The sequence below is a fragment of the Pseudomonas sp. FGI182 genome (genome assembly GCF_000511325.1).
GTDB classification, from domain to species: Bacteria; Pseudomonadota; Gammaproteobacteria; order Pseudomonadales; family Pseudomonadaceae; genus Aquipseudomonas; species Aquipseudomonas putida_Z.
In genome coordinates this window covers 3,132,623-3,150,765 of the sequence record NZ_CP007012.1, presented here as the reverse complement: position 1 = coordinate 3,150,765, position 18,143 = coordinate 3,132,623, and the positions used below count along the sequence as shown (strand labels likewise).

The window sequence follows — 18,143 nt, the reverse complement described above, 5'->3', positions numbered from 1 at the left end:
AGGAGCATGCACCGGCCGCCGGAAAAACACCAGTCTGGCTTAACATGGCGGCAAATGCCTGCCTGTTGTGCAGGCAGGCACCCGGGGGCGGTCAAAGCGGGAGGTTGAACAGGTCGTACGGTGGGTGCGTCAACCATTGCTGACGCAGGGCGGGGTCTGCCTCGATCAGGGCCAGGCGCCGCCAGAACTCTGCACGGGCTTGCCTTGGGTGGGACAGGAACGGTTCAAGTTCAAGCAAGGGCCTGAGGTCGCGCCGATACTGCAGCGGCAAACGCTGCCACAGGGCCAGTTCTGCCGGGCCGGTCTGTTCGAAGAATTCCAGGTAGTCGCCTTCGCACACCAGCAGGTCCACCTGATGCACGGTGTTGTAGGACTCGATCTGCGCGAGCACAGGTGCGCCCAGCCATTCGCTTTCCAGGCGCAGGGCGTTTGCGACTGGCCGTGGCAGGTTGAAACCCTCTGGCAGCCGCACCAGCTGGTTGTCGCCAATGTCCAGGATGATGGGCTCGATCATCTGGTCCAGGCCTTGCGGCAGTTCGCTGAGCGCACAGTCGTTCAGGAACAGCGTCCTCAAAAAGGCCAGGCCGCGCAGGTCCGGGGCTTCCAGCAGCGGGTTGCCCGAAAGGTCCAGCACGTTGAGCCCGGTGCAGCGGTTCAGTGCCTGCTGGGCCTGGGTACTCCAGGTAATGCGGTTGCCTTCCAGGTCCAGCCAGGCGAGCTGTTCAGGGCTGCTCAGGTGGGGCACGGTGTCGAACCGGCAGTCGCTCAGCAGCAGGCGCTTGAGGTTGGGGAAGCGTTCATGGAACTCGGCCGGCAACTGGCTGAGCGAACGGTTGTAGCTGAGTGACAGGTGCTGCACATGGGTGAAGTCGTCTGGCAAGGCCAGGCTGGCCAAGTCCTGGTTGTCCAGCTCCAGGCCGGACAGGTCCAGGCTGTGCAGGCTGCCACCCCCTTCAAGCGCTACAGTCGACAGCCGCCGCCAGGCGTTGAGGATGGGGCGGATGGCCAGGTGCCGCTGGTGCGGGCGCTGCGGATCGGGCCGGGCCCATTCATGCAGGTCGCGGCGCAAAGTATCCAGCCGCTGCTGCAGGTCGTGCAGCCGCTGTGTGGGTGAGCGAATGTCATCGACGTACGGGTTGTCCTCGTCGTTGCCGAGCCAGTTTTCGAATTCCCAGTCGGTGGCGTCGGGGAACAAGCGCCGATAGGCCCCGGCCAGCGAGCCTGCCAGGCGCGGCTGAGGCGGTTCGGGGGCAAGCGGCCGACCGCCGCGCAAGCTGCCCATGGGCTTGCGCAGCAGCGCGCGATGACCCCAGAGGCGTTGGGCAAGTGTCTGTCTGTGCAGGTCGACCCAACCCAGTACGCGCTGGCGTAGCGAGCTGCCATCGGCCGTCGGGAAACCCAGCGTATCGCGATGCGAGCGTGGCAGTGCCTGCTCTATGGCATGGCAGAGGTCCGGATCACGCGGTCCAGGTGCAGGACGCTCGCCCCGGTCGACCTCATAGCCTTCGGTCGTTTTGATCACACGGCGCAGGGTGCTGGCCTGGTCGCTGCCGACATGCTCCAGCAAAGGGCCTTGGGGGCTTGCGCCATGCAGCTCCAGGCGCAGGTCCGCAGGCCAGTCGGGCATGGCATCCAGGGCGCTGAACAGCAGGCGTTCGCTGTCGCTGCTGGCCCGGGCTGGCTGAAGCACGCCCTCCAGGGCGCGTACCAGGGGCAGCTCGCTGTGCACCTGTTCCAGTGCCTGGCGAACCTGAATGGGTAGCTGACCCTGCTGTTGCCAGGCGAGCGATTCAGCCTCGCCCAGCGGTGTCAGCACACGCGTGGCCAGGGCAGGGGAAAGCCGCGGATAGGCAGCGAGCAGCTTCTGCGTTGACGGGGTGGTGGGCGCGCTGCCGTTGTAGAGGCGCTCGAACAGGCCCGGCGGGGCCTTGTCGGCCAACGCCTCTACCCCGGCCTGTGCCGCCATGCGTTGCAGGGCATCTAGCAACAGCGGGGGCGTTGCTCGGCCTTCCAGGTGCACCCGGCGCAACTGCGCGGCGTCGATGCCGCAGAGGCGGCCGGCTTGCGTCAACTGTTCTGGCGTGAAAGCGGCATATGCAGGGCCGAGGCGGCGCGCCAGCTTCGCGAATGGCCACTGGCCGGGCTGTTCATGCTGGCCGCGCCAGGCACCTAGGGCATTGTGCGTCAGCGGTGGCTGCCAGGCGTCGGGCGTGTCGGGGTGAATGACCTGCCATTGCTGCAGGTCGTGATCGAAGCGTTGTTCGAAGAGCTGGCCGTCCATGCGGATGAAATACCGGCCCTGATACAGGTACTGGCCAAGTGCATTGGGCTGCAGGGTTTCGGGCAGTGTCACGGCACTGCGGTAGGGGGTGAGGTCTTCATTCCAGAGCCGGTAGCGCCCGTCGTTGCCGCGTACTTGCTGCAGGCTTTCCATCAACGGGCTGTTGAACAGCTTGGGCACGACCTTGCCCGCTGCCACGAACCCTCCGATCAGGGCCAGGTTCAGGCCGACCGCCTCCAGGTGGCGCAGTGCCAGGTGACGGTCGCCTTCATGCCAGGACTGGTAGCCCTCGAAGGCCTCGCCGAGCAGTTGGCAGGCAGTGACGGCCAGCATCAGGGTGCCTGCACCCGGAACGAAGAACGCGGCAATACCGAGTGCATCCAGGCCAAGGCTTTCCCATTCCTCCAGGCGCCTGGTTCGCGCGTTGGCATCGGCCATGGCTGTCGGAACCGCCAGCAGGCTGGCTTCGTGCTTGAGGCGGGCCAGGTGCAGGTCCTGGTAGTGGCCGAAAGGCTCGGCCGTGATGGCCACGCGTGTGGGGCGCAGGTCCGCTTGCACTGCGCGCTGCCAAGGGCGGTCAAAGGCCGTGTTGCCTGTGGCGTCGAGGTTCTGCTGCAACAGGTCGAGAAAGTGCGTGCGTTGGTCCTGCCTGATGTACGCAGTGAAGGCCTGGCGGGCATCGGGCTCCAGCAGCAAGGTCGCCAGCGTGTCGTGTACCGCTTCCAGGTTGCTGCATTGACGCAGGGCCGGGTCATGGCCGGGCAGGTACAGCGCCAGCCCCGCACTGCCGGCATCGATCAGCATGACCTCGTGCAGGGGCGTGCCGAACAGCGCCAGTTGCCAGCACCTCACGGCACCACCCTGCAAAAGCTGTTCGACCTGATCGCGCGTGCTGCCGTCAAGCAGGTGCCGCAGAAAGGCAAGGTCGGCCGCCAGGCGCAGGCGGTCTTTCTCAACCTGGATGGCCAAGGCCCGGGTGGCGGGCTGGGCAAGGTGCTGTTCCAGGTGGGCCTGGTAAGCCTCACCCAGGTCCAGGTCACGGCACTGTGTGGCGAAAGCGGCCGGCTCAAGTGGCAGCCGTTCCACCTGATAGTGCTCCGACTGCAATGGAAAGTGCGCGACGGGTGATTGCATGCCGAAGGGGGCGGAGCCTTGTACCAGAATCGGCGTCACCTGAATGTTATCGCCCAGGGCAATGGCACTTTCAGCGGTGAACACTTCGTCGCTGGCGAAGTTCTGCAGGGCGGCCTGTAGCAGGTTGTCGCGGCGATGGCGGTAAAGATAGCGCAGGGCTGCCCAGTGCCAGCTGCGCTCGACCCGCAGCAGTTGGCTATTGCGCAGCGGCGCGTGAAAGCCTTGTTCGGCAAGACGCCGTTGCAGCAATGGCTCGGCGAATTCAGTGATCTGTTTCAGGCCTTTGAGCGAGCCGGCCAAGGCTGCTTGCGCCTGCATCAGGCGCGCCTGGCTGGCATGCACTGTTTCACGCAGGTCGGGGGCAGCATTGGCGAACCAGTCCTGCGCCTTCCACGGGGCGATCTGGGTTCGCTTCAACGCGGCCCATTGATTGGGCGTTACCTGGCGTGCCCAGTGCGGCAGCTGCGCCTCGAGCAAGGGTTGATGAGGGTTGATGGCTGGCATGTCGATGCTCCTTTCATGCAAAGAGGGGGCATCAAACGGTATTTATCGATGGCCAAGTGGTAATGGGATAACGCGGGCTGGATATATGGCCTGCGGTTGCCAGCTGATTCCGTGACAAGCGTGTAGTATTCGGGCTCATGGCAGCGGCGAGCGGGGTGAGGGATGATCGAAGTATCACGGTTCTGGCGCGACCCGGCGTTGCCCTTCGTCGAAGCCCGGCGGGTAGGGGACGGGCGCCAGGTGTGCTACGCCGCGCATTCCCACGAGAGCTTTTCCATCGGGGTGATCACGGGTGGGCGCAGCACCTACCTGTACGGTGACCAGTGCATCGAGGTGGCGGCTGGTGCCACGGTATTGATGAACCCAGGCGTGGTGCACGCCTGCAACCCCATCGCCGGGGAGCCATGGTCCTACCTGATGTTGTTCGTCGACATGCCCTGGTTGCAGGCGCTGGGGTTTGCCTTGCCGGCCCAGGCCTGGAGTAGCTCGCCGGTATTGTACCGGTGCCTGTTGCAGGCCTTTGCCGACCTGTTCGACGCCAGCGTGCCGGACCGCGAAGGCCGCCTGGCGGCACTGTTTGGCGCACTGCCGGGCATGCTTGGCGGTAATGCCAGTGTGAACGACGAGGGCAACCCGCGACTGGACGCGGCGGCAGCGTTCATACGCGCCCATCGTGGCGACCCGCTGAGCCTGGACGACATCTGCGCGGCCTGCGGCCTGTCGCGTTCCTACCTGATTCGCGCGTTCCGCCAACGCTTCGGCCTGACGCCGCATGGCTACCTGATCGACCAGCGCGTGCAGCTGGCCAGGGCGCAACTGCGCCAGGGCCGGGCAATCGCCGAAGTTGCGCAGGAGGCCGGGTTTGCCGACCAGGCGCACCTGCAGCGGGCCTTCAAGCAGCACCTGGCGGCGACGCCGGGGCATTACCGCAATGCATTCGGCTGAATTGCCATTTTGACTGTGATGGCCCTATCGCCGGCAAGCCAGCTCCTACAGGTACAGCTCAGGTCTTGAGGGCAGCGACAGGGCTGGTGCAGCTAGCCTTGAATGACCAGATAAACCGCGCTGCCCACTAGCAGCACCGCCAAGCCCCGATTCAGCAGGCGCATGTGCCGTGGGTTGCCCAGGTACTGGCGAACCACGCTCCCGGCCCACGCCCAGCTGGCCACCGAAATGAAACAGATTGGCCCGTAGATCCAGGCAAACAGCCACAGCAACTGCTGCTCGCCGCCGGTGTAGGCGCCAACCCCGGCCACCGCTGCCAGCCATGCCTTGGGGTTGAGCCATTGCATTGCCGCGCCGTGCCAGGCCGAGGGGGCCTGGGCGGGATGGGCGCTGCCCAGCTGCCCATCGTCGCTGGCCAGCTTCCATGCCATGTACAGCAGGAACGCCACGCCGCCCCAGTGCAACAGCAGGCCCAGCAAAGGCCAGCGCAGCAACAACTGATGCAGGCCCAGGCCGACCAGCACCAGCAACAGGCAGAAGCCCAGCGTGGCGCCAGCCACATGCGCCAGACTGGCACGCAGGCCATGGCGGGCACCGCTGCCCAGCGCAACGATGTTGACCGGGCCGGGGGAGATCGAGGCCGCCAGTGCGAAAGCGGCCATGGACAGGGACAGGCTCATGAAGGGGATCCGTTTGGTTGAGGGTGGCCTCCATGCTCGGGCATCGACAGCCTGCGGTATTGAAGAAAAGTACCTCACGCCCGGCCAGCGCATTTTTGCGTAGGAGCGGCCTTGTGTCGCGATCGGGCCGCACAGCGGCCCCCGGGTTTCAGCAGCGCTGCATCATTAGCTGGGGCCGCTGTGCGGCCCGATCGCGACACAAGGCCGCTCCTACAAGGTTGTTACAGGTTTTGAAATAGTTTTGCGCTATTCCGGAAAGCTGCTGTGCTAGTAGGATCGTTTTCCCAATTTGCTATCAAGGTCCATATGAGCACCTTCGCGGAGCCCCCCAGTCCCCGGCCTTCAAGGCCTTCCTTCTCCCGTCCTCGTGACGCTGCCCTCGTGAGTACCCGCTAATGGAATGGCTAGCCGACCCCACGGCCTGGCTGGGCCTGCTGACGCTTATCGTCCTCGAGCTGGTGCTGGGTATCGACAACCTGGTGTTCATCGCCATCCTCGCCGACAAGCTGCCGCCGCATCAGCGCGACCGCGCGCGGGTCATTGGCCTGAGCCTGGCGCTGATCATGCGTCTGGGCCTGTTGGCCAGTATCTCGTGGATGGTCACCCTGACCGCGCCGTTGTTCGAGGTGTTCGACAAGAGCTTCTCCGGCCGTGACCTGATCATGCTGTTCGGTGGCGTGTTCCTGCTGTTCAAGGCCACCATGGAGCTGCACGAGCGCCTGGAAGGCCATGTGACCCAGGCCAGTGGCGCGGTGCGCCATGCTGCGTTCTGGCCGATCGTTGCGCAGATCGTGGTGCTCGATGCGGTGTTCTCGCTGGACGCGGTGATTACCGCGGTGGGCATGGTCGAGCATTTGTCGGTGATGATGATCGCGGTGATCTTCTCGATCGGCATCATGATCGTTGCCAGCAAGCCGCTGACCCGCTTCGTCAACGCCCACCCTACGGTGATCATGCTGTGCCTGGGCTTCCTGATGATGATCGGCTTCAGCCTTACCGCCGAAGGCCTGGGCTTCCATATCCCGAAAGGCTACTTGTACGCCGCCATCGGCTTCTCGATCCTGATCGAGCTGTTCAACCAGCTGGCCCGTGCCCGCCGCAAGCGCAGCCTGCAGCAGCACCGGCCGCTGCGTGAGCGCACCGCGCAGGCCGTGCTGCGCCTGCTGGGTGGCCGCCGGGTCGAGGCTGACGAGGTGGGCGAGGAAATCGCCGACCTGGTCGAAGGTGGTGAGGAGCAGGTGCTGTTCGACCGCCGTGAACGAGTGATGATCAGTGGCGTGCTGAACCTGGCCGAGCGGCCGATCCGCACGGTAATGACCGCCCGCGCCGAGGTCGATGTGATCGACCTGGCGCAGCCGGCCGGCGCCATTGCCCAGGCCCTGGCCAATTCGCCGTACTCGCGCCTGCCGCTGATCCGCGATGGCCGCGTGGACGAGCCACTGGGCTTCGTGCACAAGAAGGAGCTGCTCAAGGAGCTGCTGTCGGGCAGCCAGCCCGATCTGGAAGGCATGGCCCGGGTACCGCTGAACCTGCTGGAAAGCTTCAGCATCCTCAACGCCCTGGAGCAGATGCGAGGCCAGTCGACGCACATTGCCTTCGTCGTCAACGAGTTCGGTGACTTCACCGGCCTGCTGACCATGACCGATATCCTCGAGTCGATTGCCGGCGAGCTGCCGGATGCCAGCGAGGTCGAAGGCCCGGGCATCGTCCAGGAAGGTGAAGGCTTTGTGGTCAGCGGTGCGTTGAACCTGAGCCAGGTGCAGGCGCGTACCGGCTTCAGCGCCCGCGCCACCGAGGACTACCAGACCCTCGCGGGCCTGGTGATGAGCCTGCTCGACCGCCTGCCCATGGTTGGCGACCGCCTGGCCTGGAATGGCTGGACGCTGACCGTGGAGGCGGTCGAGGAGCGGCGGGTGCGCCAGGTTCGGCTTACACCGAGCGGCGACGTTGACGCAGCAGGTGCTTGAAGCCCTCGATCACCAGCACCAGCACCGCGGCCCAGATCGGCAGGTAGGTCAGCCACTGATCCGGGCCGATGGTTTCGCCCAGCAGCAGCGCCACGCCCACCAGCAGCACCGGTTCGACGTAGCTGAGCAGGCCGAACAGGCTGAAAGGCAGCAGGCGGCTGGCCAGCACGTAGGCGATCAGGGCCGAGGCGCTGATCGCCCCGAGGATCGGGATCAACGCATACAGCCCGGGGTGTGCCTGCAGATCGGCAGGGGAAAGCGGGCCCTGGATCACGAAGTACAACGCCCAGGGCAACAGCAGGCACATGTCGCACCACAGGCCGCCCAGGTGTTCGGTGCGGCAGCGCTTGCGCAACACGAAGTAGATCGGGTAGCCGATCGTCACCACCAGGGTTTCCCAGGCGAAACTGCCATGCTGGTACAGCTCGTGGCCCACGCCCAGCGCGGCGCAGGCCACGGCCACCTTCTGCAGGCGTGACAGGCGCTCGCCATACACCAGCCGCCCGGTCAGGACCATGGCCAGCGGCAGCAGGAAGTAGCCCATCGACACTTCCAGGCTGCGCCCGTGCAGGGGTGCCCAGAGGAACAGCCACAGCTGCACGCCCATCAGCCACGATGTGGCGACCATGCCCAGCAACAGCAGCGGCGTGCGTTTTACCCGGGCAAGTAGTTCACCCACCCGTTTCCAGTCTTTCGAGACAAGCATGAACAGGGTCAGGCAGGGCAGCGTCAACAGGGTGCGCCAGCCAAAGATCTCTTCGCCATCAAGCGGCGTGAGCAGAGAGGTATAGAAGTACATCACGGCGAACAGACAGGACGCCATGACCGACGAAAGAATGCCTTTTGACACGAATGCCTCGAATAGGGAATTGAGCGGGTGGATCAGCCGCGCATGATCTCAGGGGGCGCGGCTTGCGGCAACCGCGACGCAGCCGGGCGTGCCGCCAGCGCCTCGAGGAATTGGGCAGCCGGCATGGGTCTGGCGAACAGGTAGCCCTGCTGGAAGTCCACCTCGTGACGGGCCAGGTAGTCGCGCTGGGCTTCGGTTTCCACGCCCTCGGCAACGATGCCCAGGCCCAGCTTGGCCGACAGCTCGATGATGGTCTCGAGGATGTGCACCGACAGCGCGTCGGCACCGATCATGGCGACGAAGCTCTGGTCGATCTTCAGGTAGTCGACCTTGAACTGGCGCAGGTAGTTGAGGCTTGACTGGCCGGTGCCGAAGTCGTCCAGGGCAATCTTCACACCCATGGCGTCGAGCTTTTCGAACAGTTCCAGAGCCACCGGCGTGGCCTCGATCAGCTTGCGCTCGGTCAGCTCCAGGGTCAGCACCACCCGGCCTGGCGGGAAGTGCTGGAGGAAGGTGCGGCAGTCGTCCAGCAGGCTGAAGTCGCGGCAGTGGTCTGCAGTGATGTTGATGCCGATATGGAAACCGTCCTCCAGCAGCCCGGCATAGGGTGCTAGGTTCTGCGCGGTGTGCATCATCAGCGCACGGGTCATGGCGACGATCTGCCCGCTGTGTTCGGCGTAGGGGATGAACAGGTCGGGGCGTACCAGGCCTTCGCGCGGGTGGTTCCAGCGCATCAGCACTTCGGCGCCGGCCCAGCGGTAGTCGCCCTTGCGCACCACCGGCTGGAAGTACGGCAGGAACTCGTCGGCCTCCAGGGCCCGACGCAGTTCGGCACGAGGCGAGGTGGCGCGGCGAACCTGCCAGCGGCACACCAGGGCGGCCACCGCGCCCAGTACCAGCAGCAAGCCGAACAGGGCGGGGTAGTGGCTGCGCCACAGCTGGCCCTGCTTGTCGGCGCCGTAGCCGCCATGCACGCTGAACGGGTAACGGGTCGAGCCCAGCTGCACATTCGCGCTGGCCGCGGCAGGGGGCACGCCTTTGTGCACGATGCCATCCTTGCCCAGCCAGGCATCGCCCACGCGGATCTGCAGGTCTTCATCGGGGCCGATCAGGCGCAGCGCCGTCAGCAGGTGTTCGCCATCCACCGTACTGATCGCGCCGCGGTCGCCGTCGCTGGCCCGATACACCAGCAGCGGGTGGCCCGGTGTGACTGAGTTGCCGTCCATTAGCCACAGCTTGCCGTCGATGTAGTCGCCGGGGTTGACCGGCTCGTCGAATGCGCCGAACAGCGAGGTGCAATAAAGGGCGTTGTGCCGGAACAGGTTGGTCGAGCGCACGAAGGCTTTGCGCGTGACCTGGGCGCGCAGCATGAGCTGGGCCTCGTCGCACGGGCTGTCGACAAGTGGCAGCAGGGCATTGGCAGCGCTGGACAGGTTGTCGAGAATGCGCTCGACGTGTTCCACCACCTGGCGGGCGGTGGCCTGGCTGCTGGCCTGCATTTCGCGCTCGATCTGCCAGTTCATCACGGCCAGGCCGCACGCCACCGGCAGCACGCCGACGACCCAGGGCAACAGGGTGCGCCAGCCGAAGCCGGCGCGGCGTTTGACGGTAAGGGGCATGCTGACCTGATCTGTAGGAAGGATTACGAGAGGATAGCCGCTTGTCGGAACCCGTGAGCAACTAAAGCGCGACAAACCATTTTACGCAATGTAGAATCGATTTACGAATACAACAATAAGCTCCTTCGATACCGAAGGATCAAGCCCGCCGAGAATGGGTCCATATGACATACCATGGGTTCAAGCTGATAATAGGTGACTTCCTCGCCCGCAGCGTGCGGGGTATCCCGTGCTCACCGCCGTTTCCGTGCCACATCCCACGCAATCAATAATTTTTCGCTGCAGATGAGGACACGAACATGGCTGATATCTTCGACAATCCGATGGGCCTGATGGGCTTTGAATTCATCGAACTGGCTTCGCCGACCCCTGGCGTACTCGAGCCGGTATTCCAGATGCTGGGCTTCACCAAGGTCGCTACCCACCGTTCCAAGGATGTGCACCTGTATCGCCAGGGTGACATCAACCTGATCCTGAACAACGAACCCAAGAGCATCGCCTCGTACTTCGCCGCCGAACATGGCCCGTCGGTATGCGGCATGGCGTTCCGCGTGCGCAACGCCCACGAGGCCTATGCCCGCGCCCTGGAACTGGGCGCCCAGCCGGTGGAAATCGAAACCGGGCCGATGGAGCTGCGCCTGCCGGCGATCAAGGGCATCGGTGGTGCGCCGCTGTACCTGATCGACCGTTTCGAGGAAGGCAGCTCGATCTACGATATCGACTTCAAGTTCATCGAGGGCGTGGACCGCAACCCGGTGGGTGCCGGCCTGAAGATCATCGACCACCTCACCCACAACGTTTATCGCGGGCGCATGTCGTACTGGGCCGGCTTCTACGAGAAGCTGTTCAACTTCCGCGAAATCCGCTATTTCGACATCAAGGGTGAGTACACCGGCCTGACTTCGCGTGCCATGACCGCACCGGATGGCATGATCCGCATCCCGCTGAACGAAGAATCGTCCAAGGGCTCCGGGCAGATCGAAGAGTTCCTGATGCAGTTCAATGGCGAAGGCATCCAGCACGTCGCCTTCCTGACCGATGACCTGCTCAAGACCTGGGACGCACTCAAGGGCTTCGGCATGCGCTTCATGACGGCACCGCCGCAAACCTACTACGAGATGCTCGAAGAGCGCCTGCCAGGTCACGGCGAGCCGGTAGACCAGCTGAAAGCGCGCGGCATTCTCCTCGATGGCGCCTCCCAGCCTGATGACAAGCGCCTGCTGCTGCAGATCTTCTCCGAGACCTTGCTCGGCCCGGTGTTCTTCGAGTTCATCCAGCGCAAGGGTGACGACGGCTTTGGCGAGGGCAACTTCAAGGCCCTGTTCGAATCCATCGAGCGCGACCAGGTGCGCCGTGGTGTGCTGAGCACCGACTGATCCCCTTTGGAGTACCGCCGCCGTCATGCATGGTTGGCGGCGGTACCACGCCGGCCGACCCGCGCCCTGAACAGGGCCAGATAGACAATCGAGCCTGTCACGATCCCCACCAGCATCAGCGAAGGCAGGATTTGCAGCATCGACTGGCGGGCTTCCCGGGCGGTATAGCCTTGGGCGTAGCCACCCTTGACCTGATATCCATATTTGACCGAGTGCGCGTTTGCAGTGAACTCGGACTGAGAGGGACGTTGCCTGTCGCGGCTGTCTCCGTGGCTCCAGATGTACCGGTCGCCAAACTCCAGCAGCAGCGTCAAGCCGTCCTGGAAACCGTCCAGTTCGTTGCGCAGTTGCATCTCATAGGCGGTCACTATGACACCGTTGTCGTTGCCACCCAGGTAAAAGTTGACCAGCAGTTTGTTGGTCGCTGCCCCTGAGCCGTAAGCCAGTTCGACCTGGCGGCCGGACAGGGCAAGGGCCGACAAGTCAGCCAGTGAATCCGAAGTGGTGCTGCAGTAGGCCTGGTTGCCCTTGATCAGGGACAGCGAACGCACCATGGAGCGGCCGGCCACCTGGTCCTGCAATTTGCCGATGACGTCGTTGCACGGTTTGCCCGCAAAGGGCAGGGCCTGAAGAGCGGTCTCGTGCATGCGGTCCAGCGCCTGATCAACACTGAAAACTGCCTCCTGGACCGAGATGTTCGCGTTTTCCGCGAGTTTCGTTTCCAGCTGGAATACCATTACCAGCAACCCTGAAACCACGGGCACCAGGCCCAAGGCGATGAGCAGCAGCAGTTCCAGCAAGCTGCGCCCGGCGTGCATGATTTTCGACATAGGCCAATTGCTCTCCGGTCCGAAACTGTTCGTGGTGAACAGTTGAACCCTGAGCCTATGTATTCAATGACCGGCCGGCTGTAGGCCGGGTGCAGTGCGCGTTATGGGAAATCCGGAAGCCCGGCGTAGGCCGCTAATGGCCCTTGAGTTTCGCGAGCACTTTCTCGGCCAGCAATTCTGTGGAGGCAGGGTTCTGCCCGGTGATCAGCCGACGATCGGCAACCACATACGGCTGCCACGGGTCATCATGCTTGCTGTAGATACCGCCGCGCGCGCCCAGCTCGTTTTCCGTCAGGAAGGGGACCACCTTGTCCAGTTCGACCAGTTTCTCCTCGGTATTGGAGAAGCCGGTTATCTGACGGTCCTTGAGCAACAGGCTGTTGTCGCTGAGCTTGATGTTCAGCAGCCCGACAACACCATGGCAGACCGCTGCGACTATGCCCTCGTTCTCGTAGACCCGGCGTGCCAGGTCTTGCAGCGGCTGGTTGTCGGGAAAGTCATACATCACCCCGTGCCCGCCGGTGTAATAGATGACGCGGTACTCATCGGCCTTCACCTGGCCAGGGCTCAAAGTGTTGCCCAGGCGGGCCATGAAGCGCTTGTCGTCATACCACTGCCAGTCCAGCTCGGGGGCCATTTGCAGGCTATGCGGGTCGACGGGTACGTAGCCGCCCAGCGGGCTGACATAATCGACCGTATAACCGGCCTTCTCGACTTTTTCGACAAAGTGCACGGCTTCCCCCAGCCACAATCCGGTCGCCCGCTTGAGGGTCGGGTACTTGGCTGTATTGGTCAGCACCACCAGCATTTTCTTGCTCATGACCACGCTCCCGTCGGCAACCTGAATGGGCCGTTGCTCCCTGGCCCGAGGGAAAACCTAATGAGCATAGCTCCCAGGTGCAAGTACGCCATATTGCGCGGCGTGTGTTGTGCTACCGTGAACCACATTCACGGGGCGCCCGTACTTTTCCTGAACCATGCTGGAGTCACGATAGTGGTCGAAAACGGTACGCCGCGCGAGCCTGCGTCGCCGGTCATTCTGCAGGCGCCTGTGCTGGCACCGATCGACCCCATGGGCGAACGGATTGTACAGTTCGACTGGGGGCGCACATCGCTCGGGCCGCTGCCGCGCTGGCCGGCCTCGTTGCGCATTGCCGTCGACATGATGCACTTGTCACCGTTCCCGTGTGCCGTGGTCTGGGGGCCAGACCTCAACGTTGTCCACAATGCTGGCTACCGGGCGTTGCGGCCGGTTGCCCCGGATGCATTGGGCATGGCCTTCGATGCGCTTTGGAGCGATGTATGGCCGGCGATGGGGCCGTGGGTATTCAAGGCGCTCGAGGGGCACTCGAGTTTTGTCGAGGACCCACCACTGCGTATTGCCTGCGGCGAAGGCGGGGAGCCGTTGTGGTATGCGTTCGGCTACACACCGTTGCGCGATGAACTGGGCAACGTGGCAGGTTTTCTGCACGCGGTGATCGAGACCACGGCCAGCGTTGAGGCGCACCGCCACTGGCGGGAGCAGGCGCAAGGCTTCGAGCAGCAGGTCGAGCGACACCTGGTGGAGCGTGAGCAGTTCTGGCAGTTGTCGCGTGATGCGATGATGACGGTTACACCCGAGCTGAAGGTGCATGCCGCCAACCCCGCCTGGTACCGCATTCTGGGCTGGGCCGAGGAGCAGGTACAGGGTGTTCCGGTATTGGACCTGGTACATCCGGCCGATCGCGCCGAGGTTGAGGTGGCGGTTTCCGGGTGCCTGCAATACCGCAATGCCGAGCAGATAGAGACGCGCCTGCGTCACTGCGATGGCCATTACCACTGTTTTCGCTGGAGCGCGCGGTTCGATGGCAGCCTGCTGACTGCCGTTGGCCGGGACATCACCGAGGAGCATGAAGAGGCCGCGCGTCAATCCGAAGCCCTGATGCGCAACAACGAACGCCTGGAAGTGGTTGGCCAGTTGGCCGGGGGCATGGGCCATGAACTGAACAACTTGCTGTCCGGCATCGGCGGCAGCCTGGAGTTGCTGCAACGGCGCCTGCAGGAAGGACGGCTGGAGCGCGTGGAGACCTATGTCGAGGTGGCGCGTGATTCGGTGCAGCGTGCCATGGAGCTGACCCATCGCTTGCTGGCGTTTTCCCGTCATCAACCTTTGGCGCCCAGGCCGCTGGATTTCAACCGGCAATTGCGCTTGAGCGAACCACTGCTGCGCAGCACGCTGGGCGCCGAGATGCGTTTGCACTGGCAGCTGGATGTCACGCCGTGGGCGGTGAACCTTGATGTTTCCCAGCTTGAAAATGCCTTGATCAATCTTTGCACCAACGCTCGCGAAGCGTGCCTGGATCGCGGCAATGTCACGCTGCGCAGTGTCAACCAGCGGCTGACGGCGTGTTTCCCGGATGAGGGCGGCCTGCCGCCAGGCGACTACGTTGCCTTGCATGTGGAGGATGATGGCCGCGGCATGCCGGCGGTGGACATTGCCCGGGCCTTTGAACCGTTCTTCACCACCAAGCCGGTCGGGCGTGGTTCAGGGCTTGGCTTGTCGATGGTGTATGGGTTTGTCGGCCAGTCGGGGGGCTACGCCTGGATCGAGTCGGAGCCGAACCAGGGCACCAAGGTCTGCATGCTTTTCCCAAGGAGCCATGACCCGGTACCCGAGGCGCCCGCGCTGGTGCAGCGCTCGCAACGCATGGCCGGGGGGCAGCGCCTGTTGCTGGTCGATGACGAGCTCGGTTTGCGTGCGGTAATGCGCGAGTACCTGACCGAGCGTGGTTTCGAGGTCATTGATGTGGGCGACGCCAATAGTGCGCTGGAGCGCTTCCGCCATGACGGCCCGTTCGACCTGGTAATCACCGACATCGGCTTGCCAGGTGGTTTCAGTGGCCGCCAGGTGGCCAAGGCCATGCGCATGCAGCTGCCGTTGCAGAAGATCCTGTTCATCACCGGCTATGCGGGTCAGCCGATCGAAGCGCAGTTGCTCGAGCAGCCGGGCACGGCATTGATGAACAAGCCGTTCGCGCTGGCGGACCTGGTGGATGAGGCGCTACGCATGCTGGAGGAGTGAAGCAGTTCAGGGCTTGCCCAGTATCTGGGTCACCTGGGCCTGCAGCTGCTTCAGCTCGAAGGGCTTGCAGATCAGGTGCATCCCCGCCTCCAGGAAACCCTCGCGGGCCATGGCCGTTTCCGCATAGCCGGTGATGAACAGCACTGGCAAGCGTGGCCGCAGGTTGCGTGCAATCTCTGCCAACTGGCGGCCATTCATGCCGGGCAAGCCGACATCGCTGACCAGCAGATCCACCGGTTGAGTCGAACGCAGAACCTTCAGGCCCTCGTTGGCGTCGGCGGCACTGTGGCAGGCGAAGCCATCCTCGCGCAGGGCCTGGCATAGCAATTGGCGTACATGCGGGTCGTCCTCGACCACCAGCACGTGATGGCCCTGGTAGCCTCGCACGGGCTGCACGGGGTTGACCGGTGCCTGGTCCTGGTCGACATGGCGCGGCAGGTACAGGTCCACCCGGGTGCCTTGGCCGATCTGGCTGTGCAGGGTGACATGGCCGTGGGATTGCTTGCTGAAGCCGTACACCATCGACAGGCCCAGGCCGATGCCCTGGCCGATCGCCTTGGTGCTGAAGAACGGCTCGAAGGCATGCTCCAGCGTGCTTTGCGCCATGCCCTGGCCGTCATCGACAATTCGCAGGCGTACATAGTCGCCGGCGCACAGGGCACCGCCGGGGAATTGCCCGGCGCCGATGTGCTGGTTACTTGCCTCGATGCGCAACTGGCCGCCACTGGGCATGGCTTCGCAGGCATTGAGCAGCACGTTGTCGAGGGCTTCCTGCAACTGCTGGTCATCGACTTCGACCGACCACAGGTCCTTGGCGATTTGCACGTGCAGGTTCACGGCCGGGCTCAGGCAAGCCTTCAAACGCTTGGCCTGGAGCAGGTCGTGCAGGTCGACCTGCTGGCTGTGCAGCGATTGCCGGGAAGAGAAAGCCAGCAGGCGGTGGGTCAGGCGGGCGGCGCGTGACACTGCCTCGCGGCCCATGCGCAGCACGTTGTCCAGGCCATCGCTGCGGCCCTGGCGCAAGCGCCGGTCGATCAGCTCGAAGCTGCCGCCGATGCTGGTGAGCAGGTTGTTGAAGTCATGGGCGACCCCCCCGGCCAGTTGGCCGATGGCCTCCATCTTGCGCGTCTGGTGGCGGGCGAACTCGCTGCGCTGCTGGTCTTCGCCGGGAGGCGCGGCCTGGGCGTCAAGGCGTTGCTGCAGGTCCTGCAGCTGGTCGCGCGCCAGGTACTGCCGGCGCCGGTTGCGCAGGGCGGACTGGGTCGTGTGCAGCAGCTGGGCGTTTTCGAACGGTGTGGCCAGCAGGACAAGGTTGCCCACTGGGTAGTTGGTCGAGCCCTTGGCCGCTTGGCTCCCTTGACCGAGCAGCACGATGGGCAGGTCCGACCAGCACGGTTGCTGGTCGATGAATGCCTGCAGCAACGCGCTTGGGCCCTGTTTGAACACTTGCTCGGCAATGATCGCCAGGCCCGCGCCTTCGGCCAGGCAGGCTTGCAGGTTGGCCAGGTCGACCGCGCACAGGCTGTCGATGCCCGCAGAAGCGAGCAGGCGAGCAGTATCCGCGGCTATTGGCGGGGGCGCCAGGATCAATGCACGTTCGTCCAGCGCCAACGAACTGGCCAAAACGACTCTCCTGCAGGGTGGTCTGATATCCACTGGACCTTGGGCACAGCCCCAGGGTTCAACAAATTTTCGGACGTTGCCTACAGGCCCTGTTGCAGCACGGGGTCGTCCGGGTTCTGCCGCTCCAGTTCGGCCAACAGTACCTGCACGTTCTGCAACTGGCCGGTTTCCTTCCAGTACTGGATCAGCAACACCCGTGCCCGGCGATTGGCCGGCTGGCGGCTGAGCACGGTTTCCAGTTGCTTTTGCGCGGCGTCGAGTTGTTCCAGTTCATGCAGGGTGACCGCCAGTGTGTAGCGGTAGTCGGCGTTGTCCGGGTCCAGCTCGACCGCGCGGGACAAGGCCAGCAAGGCGTATTCGCGCTGCTCGTGACGGTTCAGCCAGAGCCCCAGTTCGTACTGCAGAAAGGCTGAGTCGGGGCTCAGCGCCAGGGCTTTGCCCAGTACCTGACGCGAGGCGTCGTGATGGCCCTGGCGTTCCAGCAGGCGTACCTGGGTCGCCAGTGCGTCGAGGTTGCCTGGCGCTACCGTCAGGGCCCGCTGCAGGGCTGTGGCGGCCAGGGTGTAGTCGTTTTCGTGCAGGTACAGGCGCGCCAGGTGGACCTGGGCGTCGGCGTCTTCGGGTTGTTGCTCCAGAGCCTGCTGGTATTGCTCCAGGGCGACCTGCAGCGGGCCGAAATACAGGCCGATGTCATCCGGGGCAAGGCCGAGCAGGGCATCTACCGCGGCAAAGCGTACGCTTTGCTCGTCGTCATCCAGCAGCGGGCCGAGTACCAGGCTGCGCTGCGCCGCCGGCAGCAGGCGGCGGATGCCGGCAATGGCTGCACGGCGCACCAGCGGGTCGGCATGTTCCAGGTCCTGGCGGGCGAGTTTCAATGCCTGGGGCGAAGGGTAGTTGGGCAGTTCGGCATACAAGGCCGCTCGGCGGATGGGTGGCAGGTCGGTGCGCTGCAATTGTTGGTACAGCACCCGTGCAGCGCCGGGTTGGCCCTCATGAGCCTGGCGCAGGGCCTTGGCGTAGCTGTGCGCGGGCAGGGTTGGCGGGGCTGGTGGGGCGTCGCGCCACAGGTAGCCGAACAGGGCCGATACCAGGATCAACAGCAGCAGGGCGATCAGGTAGCGGTGGCGTCTGGGCATCGGACGATCCGTGGCGGCGGGAAGGGCAGAGCTTGGGCTAGCCGGGGGGTAATTGCAACCGAGTGAGGGGTGCCAGGTGTCTGGCTCGGGTTTTGAGGTGGGGCACAGATCGAGCGCCGCCCGCGCGGCGCTTCGCG

The 18,143-nt window shown here is 64.3% G+C and carries 12 protein-coding genes; 4 read left to right on the top strand and 8 right to left on the bottom strand.

The window, feature by feature from the left end:
- Window positions 1-91: 91 nt before the first annotated feature.
- The gene (locus tag C163_RS13905; RefSeq protein WP_025339337.1) at window positions 92-3,919 is read right to left on the bottom strand and encodes a leucine-rich repeat domain-containing protein; all 3,828 of its coding nucleotides are present in this window, start codon (window positions 3,917-3,919) and stop codon (window positions 92-94) included.
- A gap of 162 nt (window positions 3,920-4,081) precedes the next feature.
- On the opposite strand from C163_RS13905, the gene C163_RS13900 reads away from it, so the two are divergent.
- Window positions 4,082-4,864: an AraC family transcriptional regulator gene (locus tag C163_RS13900; RefSeq protein ID WP_025339336.1), complete on the top strand. Its 783-nt coding sequence runs from the start codon at window positions 4,082-4,084 to the stop codon at window positions 4,862-4,864.
- 92 nt (window positions 4,865-4,956) lie between these two features.
- On the opposite strand, the gene C163_RS13895 is transcribed toward C163_RS13900, so the two are convergent.
- Entirely contained in the window at window positions 4,957-5,544 is a 588-nt protein-coding gene (locus C163_RS13895; protein WP_025339335.1) for a LysE family translocator, read from the bottom strand.
- Between the two features lie 395 nt (window positions 5,545-5,939).
- Here C163_RS13895 and C163_RS13890 point away from each other — a divergent pair, with 395 nt between their 5' ends.
- On the top strand, window positions 5,940-7,511 hold the full coding sequence (locus C163_RS13890; protein ID WP_025339334.1) for a TerC family protein: 1,572 nt from the start codon (window positions 5,940-5,942) through the stop codon (window positions 7,509-7,511).
- Here the strand turns inward: C163_RS13890 and rarD are convergent.
- Entirely contained in the window at window positions 7,474-8,361 is an 888-nt protein-coding gene (gene rarD, locus C163_RS13885; RefSeq protein ID WP_025339333.1) for an EamA family transporter RarD, read from the bottom strand. The two genes, C163_RS13890 and rarD, sit on opposite strands and share 38 nt — an antisense overlap.
- 32 nt (window positions 8,362-8,393) lie before the next feature.
- Window positions 8,394-9,980 carry an EAL domain-containing protein gene (locus tag C163_RS13880; RefSeq protein WP_025339332.1) on the bottom strand — a complete coding sequence of 529 codons (1,587 nt, stop codon included), beginning with the start codon at window positions 9,978-9,980 and terminating at the stop codon, window positions 8,394-8,396.
- Window positions 9,981-10,279: 299 nt separating this feature from the next.
- Here C163_RS13880 and hppD point away from each other — a divergent pair, with 299 nt between their 5' ends.
- Window positions 10,280-11,356: a 4-hydroxyphenylpyruvate dioxygenase gene (hppD, locus tag C163_RS13875; RefSeq protein WP_025339331.1), complete on the top strand. Its 1,077-nt coding sequence runs from the start codon at window positions 10,280-10,282 to the stop codon at window positions 11,354-11,356.
- A 23-nt stretch (window positions 11,357-11,379) separates the two neighbouring features.
- Here hppD and C163_RS13870 read toward each other — a convergent pair whose 3' ends face one another.
- Window positions 11,380-12,186, bottom strand: a complete 807-nt coding sequence (locus C163_RS13870) for a CSS-motif domain-containing protein (RefSeq protein ID WP_025339330.1) — start codon at window positions 12,184-12,186, stop codon at window positions 11,380-11,382.
- A 133-nt stretch (window positions 12,187-12,319) separates the two neighbouring features.
- A complete protein-coding gene (locus C163_RS13865; RefSeq protein WP_025339329.1) occupies window positions 12,320-13,006 on the bottom strand; it encodes a type 1 glutamine amidotransferase domain-containing protein in 687 nt (228 codons plus the stop codon).
- 174 nt (window positions 13,007-13,180) lie between these two features.
- Between C163_RS13865 and C163_RS13860 the strand changes: the two genes are divergently transcribed.
- A complete protein-coding gene (locus C163_RS13860) occupies window positions 13,181-15,247 on the top strand; it encodes an ATP-binding protein (protein WP_025339328.1) in 2,067 nt (688 codons plus the stop codon).
- Window positions 15,248-15,253: 6 nt separating this feature from the next.
- On the opposite strand, the gene C163_RS13855 is transcribed toward C163_RS13860, so the two are convergent.
- Together C163_RS13855 and C163_RS13850 are read right to left on the bottom strand one after the other, a co-directional pair.
- Window positions 15,254-16,870: a response regulator gene (locus C163_RS13855; RefSeq protein WP_025339327.1), complete on the bottom strand. Its 1,617-nt coding sequence runs from the start codon at window positions 16,868-16,870 to the stop codon at window positions 15,254-15,256.
- Window positions 16,871-16,950: 80 nt separating this feature from the next.
- Window positions 16,951-18,006 (bottom strand): tetratricopeptide repeat protein, encoded by a 1,056-nt coding sequence (locus C163_RS13850; RefSeq protein WP_025339326.1) that lies wholly within the window; start codon window positions 18,004-18,006, stop codon window positions 16,951-16,953.
- Window positions 18,007-18,143: the final 137 nt, after the last annotated feature.

Excerpts from the sequence above, each read along its gene's own strand:
- C163_RS13905 (WP_025339337.1), bottom strand. The coding sequence starts at position 3,919 with ATGCCAGCCATCAACCCTCATCAACCCTTGCTCGAGGCGCAGCTGCCG.
- C163_RS13900 (WP_025339336.1), top strand. The coding sequence starts at position 4,082 with ATGATCGAAGTATCACGGTTCTGGCGCGACCCGGCGTTGCCCTTCGTC.
- C163_RS13895 (WP_025339335.1), bottom strand. The coding sequence starts at position 5,544 with ATGAGCCTGTCCCTGTCCATGGCCGCTTTCGCACTGGCGGCCTCGATC.
- C163_RS13890 (WP_025339334.1), top strand. The coding sequence starts at position 5,940 with ATGGAATGGCTAGCCGACCCCACGGCCTGGCTGGGCCTGCTGACGCTT.
- C163_RS13880 (WP_025339332.1), bottom strand. The coding sequence starts at position 9,980 with ATGCCCCTTACCGTCAAACGCCGCGCCGGCTTCGGCTGGCGCACCCTG.
- hppD (WP_025339331.1), top strand. The coding sequence starts at position 10,280 with ATGGCTGATATCTTCGACAATCCGATGGGCCTGATGGGCTTTGAATTC.
- C163_RS13870 (WP_025339330.1), bottom strand. The coding sequence starts at position 12,186 with ATGTCGAAAATCATGCACGCCGGGCGCAGCTTGCTGGAACTGCTGCTG.
- C163_RS13865 (WP_025339329.1), bottom strand. The coding sequence starts at position 13,006 with ATGAGCAAGAAAATGCTGGTGGTGCTGACCAATACAGCCAAGTACCCG.
- C163_RS13850 (WP_025339326.1), bottom strand. The coding sequence starts at position 18,006 with ATGCCCAGACGCCACCGCTACCTGATCGCCCTGCTGCTGTTGATCCTG.